We start from the raw sequence: 4,837 nt of genomic DNA on the forward strand, positions 1-4,837 counted from the left end.
CGCTGGGCAGGTTTAAGCTTCTATACGTACATGGCGACATGGAAATCGATAATAATTTAGTCGAAAATGCTGCCATGTACTCCTTTATGGCAAGCTGTAAGCGAAATGGTGTCGATGAAAGAGAGTGGCTAAGTGATATTTTTGATCGCGTACAGGGAATCATGCATAAGGAAATCTTCAAGCTACTGCCTTCTAACTGGGCCAAGTACAGAGGCCAATTATAAGTCCAATACGTAGTTCGTCGAACGGATACTGAAATTTGAGCTTTAAGCTTTTTTCACAAATTACACTCTAATTTTTCTCAAAAACTATAAAAAAAGTTTATTATTTTGGAAAATCAATGTATAATTACTAATTATTTGGTTTTTCGGAGGGGGGTAAACTAATTTTTAAAAGATTATTCTGGAATTGGCTATTGGAATAGTATAATTTACAGTAAGTGTAAGGCTATCAATGCCTAATGATTTTGGATTATAATCTTTATTTTCTTAGTTTCACTCATGTTTTAATTATTATTCACATTTAAATTTTAAAAATCATGGAAATATTAGACATGGAAAAAATGGAGAATCTGGTCGGTGGATCGGATTATTGTGACACAGCTTGGTTGTTGCTTAGTGGTGGTGGATTTCAGGGCAGCGATGACTTGTATTTGATTTTAGCTGAATCTTACGACAGACATTGCCAAGGCCATAGTCCAAATTAATCTTGTTATTTATTGGAAAGGTGTAATTTGCACCTTTCTTAAATTAAATTATTATGAATAAAATTTATTTCATATTTATACTTCTTTTTGTTAATGTAAATCATGAGGATGATTTACATGGTTATTGGAAAATGACAAGAAATCAAACATTTGAAAATATACTTACTTCACAGAGTTTTCAAATGAATGACGTAGATCAACAAATTAAACTTGCTGAAACGTTTAGTAAAATCATAGATGGATATTATTATGATTTTAAAAAGGACACAGTTATTTTTACTTGATTTTAAAGACTCAAAAATTATTCAATTGAAAGGAAAGTAGTGGGTAGATAGGGATACCTTATACATTGGGAGATTTGACAAAATAAGTGTTCAAAAATACCTGATTTCCAAGTTGGAAAAAGATGTGTTGCAGCTAAGAATTATTATGCCCTCAGATGGTTATGTTTCCAAGAATATAATTGAATTTAAAAGGAATAATACTAGGCAATAAGTATTTTTTTCTTGATCAATAGTTTTGTATTCGGTAAATCTTTTTTTACGAGAGTTATAAAAGAAATATTTTATGAAGGAGTTTTTTATTCTTATCACACTAAGTTTGTTACTCTCATTTTACATCGATCAATTTCTATTAACAGATAATGTTTTTTATTTTCATCTGGCTGAGCAGTACTCCAATACGAGGATTAGAGCAAATGCTTGAGTTTCGAGGAAGATGGCTTTGGTTGACTTACCTGATTGCTCCGTTCATTACTTTTTTTAAGATCTTAATTCCGGCCAGTTTAGTATATCTGGGGTTTTACCTATCTAATTTGAAGTATCCCTTTTCTGATGTTTTTAAGGCCTGTGTTATTGCAGAGTTTGTATTTTTGCTTCCTGTTTTATCCAAGATCTTATGGTTTGAATTTGCAGAGCCAAGCTTCACTTTGGAAGAGTTTAATTCTTTCTATCCTTTATCTCTTTTCAGTCTTTTTGATTCAAGTTTGTTAGAAAAATGGTTTCATTACCCATTCAAGGCACTAAATGTTTTTGAAATAGGGTATTGGTTTGCATTGGCAGGAAGTCTGGCTTTTGGGCTAGGTCAAGAATTCAAGCAAATGCTTGATTGGTCCGGGGATTTAGATGCCATGAGGACTGATTAATAACCTTAGGGTAACGTTCGGATTCATTTAAAGTCATAATTATCATGCGTAAGGATTTATTTATTTCCATAATTTTCATTTATTGTCAGCAATGATCTTGTGAGTTATATCTATCCAGACCGAGTAGATGCAGCGAAGAGCATTGGTCTGCCTGATCATGTTATAGCGCATTTGAAGAAGGAAGGTTATGTGCTTTGCGTGGATAGGTTGCGATGAACGGCTGGATTTAATAAGTTGATTCTAAATGGGGCATCATAAAAAACCTTCCAGGGTGAAAATAGATTCGCTGATTTCTGCTTAAAGAAAGGAACATAGTGAGTAGTTATAAGCAAAAATGACAGGGGTTTTTTACGCCCTTTGTTTAGAGTTTCTAAACTTTCTTCCTTAGTCTTGGTTCATTGTGAAATTTGAGCTTTACGCTTTTTTACAAATTACACTCATATTTTTTTTAAAAATTATAAAAAAAGTTTATTATTTCGGGAAATTCATATTCAATTACTGAATATTTGGTTTTTCGGGGGACTAACTTTTAAAAGATTATTCTGAAATTGACTATCGGAATAGTTTAGACTAATGTAAGTTATTGATTATTAATGTTTAATGAATTAGTGATTTCAATTTTTTTTTAATAAAATTAAAGGAATTTAGTTATGGCCATCCCTGATTCAATACCTAATTAAATGTTAATCTATAAATTCTAAATGTTATGAAAAAACTTCTTTTTAGCCTTGCAACTGCAGGATTGTTAGGTGCAGGGATTATGGCTTTCTCGCCAAAAGAATCAAATGATGCTGTGTTACTTGGAAAATGTACAGGACCGAAGCATATCAGTACATTTCAATGTCTTTCATCAAATACAAATCCTTGTTCTGACACTACTGGGTGCAATAGCCAACAAGTTGAATGAAATTTAAAATGCTGATTGCTAAGTATTAGTAGGGATCTGTTTGAATGGTCCCTACTAATTAGTTCTAAATACTTGTCGATTATTTTATGGTTATGATAAAATTTAACAAAATATTTAAAATCTATATATATCATTGAAATGGCAAATCCCATTTCTTTCAAATCATAAAATTTATAGTCATTATGCGTATAATTTTGTTGGTTATTTTAATTTTTATTTTAGTTGACTGCACCCAGAAATCAATAAATCAGGAACACCTTTCAGTTCCTTCGGAACAAATTAAGGTTTCAACTTTTGAAATGCAGGAGTTTAGCTGTTTGCTGCCGGATGAATTGGTTGAAGAGAGAAGGTTTGTTCTATTAGAAAATGACCAAGCTGGAAGTGAAATTTTCAATCTTGATAAATTGATCAAAAGGAATGGTAATTACTATGTGTTGGATTGGGCTTACAAAAGCATCCTAATATTTGATGATTCAGGAAAATTCATCAAACGATTTAATTTGAGCGGAGAGGGTCCGGGGAAATATAATAGAATAAGTGATTTTGATGTGGATATTTCCGGTAAGCTATATGTTTTGGATGCTACTTTGAAGAAACTGTTTGTGTACGATGGGGATTTTAGGTTCCAAAAAGACTTTAGATTAGGTTTTGACGCAGAAAAAATCATACACTTGGAAGAAGGAGGATTTCTTTTTGCTTTATCTCCTTGGAATGGTTTGGGTTATGATGGGTATAGATTTGTTAAAACTGACCTTGAACTGAAAGTACAAGAGACCTGGATGAAATTTGATGATCATGTGGATCAGAATTTTGTTTTTGACTTTGGATTTACCCTATCTGATGTCATCGTATTTAACAGACCTATAGAAAATGATATCTTTATTTTTTCCCGTGATGGAAACTTTGAGCGAATAGTTAAGATGGATTTTGAGCAATTTAATGTACCCGATAATGTCAGGAGAGATTTGAAAACGTTTATGCCAAAGCTTTCGGATTTCCGTTTCCTCAATAAGTTTGCTGCAAAGACACCAAACAATTTTATTCTTACCGTTGGGTATGGCCTTACATCCAATAGAATCCTTATCTTGGATACCCAATCCAACAAGGGATTTATAGAAAAACCACTAGCACTGTCAGACGACATTGGGAACTTAAAGAGTATGTTTCTTACATTTTCATTTATTGACAGCAATGATCTTGTGAGTTATATCCATCCAGACCGAGTAGATGCGGCGAAGAGCATTGGTCTGCCTGATCACGTCGTGACGCATTTGGAAGAGGAAGGGTATGTGCTTTGCGTGGATAGATTTCGTTGAACGACTGGATTTAATAAGTTGATTCGAAATGGGAAATCATTTAAAACCTTTTCAGGGTGTAAATAGATTCGCGGATTTCTGCTTAAAAAGAAGAATAGAGAGTAGTAGTTATAAGCAAAAATGAAAGGGGTTTTTTACTTCCTTTGTTTAGATTTTCTAAACTTCCCTTGTTCATTGTGAAATTTGAGCTTTAAGATTTTTTTCACAAATTACACTCTAATTTTTCTCAAAAACTATAAAAAAGGTTTATTATTTTGGAAAACCAATGTATAATTACTAATTATTTGGTTTTTCGGGGGGGGGTGTAAACTAATTTTCAAAAGATTATTCTGAAATTGACTATTGGAATAGTGCAATTTACAGTAAGTGTAAGGCTATCAATGCCTAATGATTTTGGATTATAATCTTTATTTTCTTAGTTTCACTCATGTTTTAATTATTATTCACATTTAAATTTTAAAAATCATGGTATCCGTTCGACGAACCCCATATTTTCTGTAGGCGAGGGATTTTGTAGTCTTGCGGAATGGAAAGAAGAGATAAAGCGTTTTACCAGGAGCTTTACCGGGAATGGCTTAGCTCTGGTTTAAAGAAGTCTGTGTTTGCTGCAAACCGTGGGATTAATCGAGCTACGTTCTACTACTGGTGCAAAAAGCTAGAAGTGGTAAGTGAGCCGATTTCCGAGCCATTCACAAGCTTTAAGCGCCTTGCAGCTTTGGCTCCAGAGGGAGAGCAGCAGCCTTTTTTGAAAGTCACCTTACCGA

Annotated in this window: 6 protein-coding genes; all 6 read left to right on the top strand. The window is 33.1% G+C overall.

Features of this window, described 5'->3' with window-relative positions; translation table 11 throughout:
- Positions 1 to 224: transposase domain-containing protein (locus tag A3SI_RS16410; protein WP_040671316.1), on the top strand; the 224-nt coding region annotated here is incomplete at its 5' end.
- Between the two features lie 314 nt (positions 225 to 538).
- Positions 539 to 706, top strand: a complete 168-nt coding sequence (locus A3SI_RS19530) for a hypothetical protein (protein WP_169315093.1) — start codon at positions 539 to 541, stop codon at positions 704 to 706.
- A 697-nt stretch (positions 707 to 1,403) separates the two neighbouring features.
- Positions 1,404 to 1,850: a hypothetical protein gene (locus A3SI_RS17910; RefSeq protein ID WP_156810370.1), complete on the top strand. Its 447-nt coding sequence runs from the start codon at positions 1,404 to 1,406 to the stop codon at positions 1,848 to 1,850.
- A 706-nt stretch (positions 1,851 to 2,556) separates the two neighbouring features.
- Complete coding sequence (locus A3SI_RS19200; protein WP_130275281.1) at positions 2,557 to 2,757, top strand: hypothetical protein; 201 nt, start codon at positions 2,557 to 2,559, stop codon at positions 2,755 to 2,757.
- Positions 2,758 to 2,939: 182 nt separating this feature from the next.
- Positions 2,940 to 4,073 carry a 6-bladed beta-propeller gene (locus A3SI_RS16425; protein ID WP_009057707.1) on the top strand — a complete coding sequence of 378 codons (1,134 nt, stop codon included), beginning with the start codon at positions 2,940 to 2,942 and terminating at the stop codon, positions 4,071 to 4,073.
- Positions 4,074 to 4,599: 526 nt separating this feature from the next.
- The coding region (gene tnpA, locus A3SI_RS21325) for an IS66 family insertion sequence element accessory protein TnpA (protein WP_009057708.1) at positions 4,600 to 4,837 on the top strand (238 nt) is incomplete at its 3' end.

Origin of the sequence: Nitritalea halalkaliphila LW7, assembly GCF_000265075.1 — a bacterium.
GTDB lineage: Bacteria > Bacteroidota > Bacteroidia > Cytophagales > Cyclobacteriaceae > Nitritalea > Nitritalea halalkaliphila.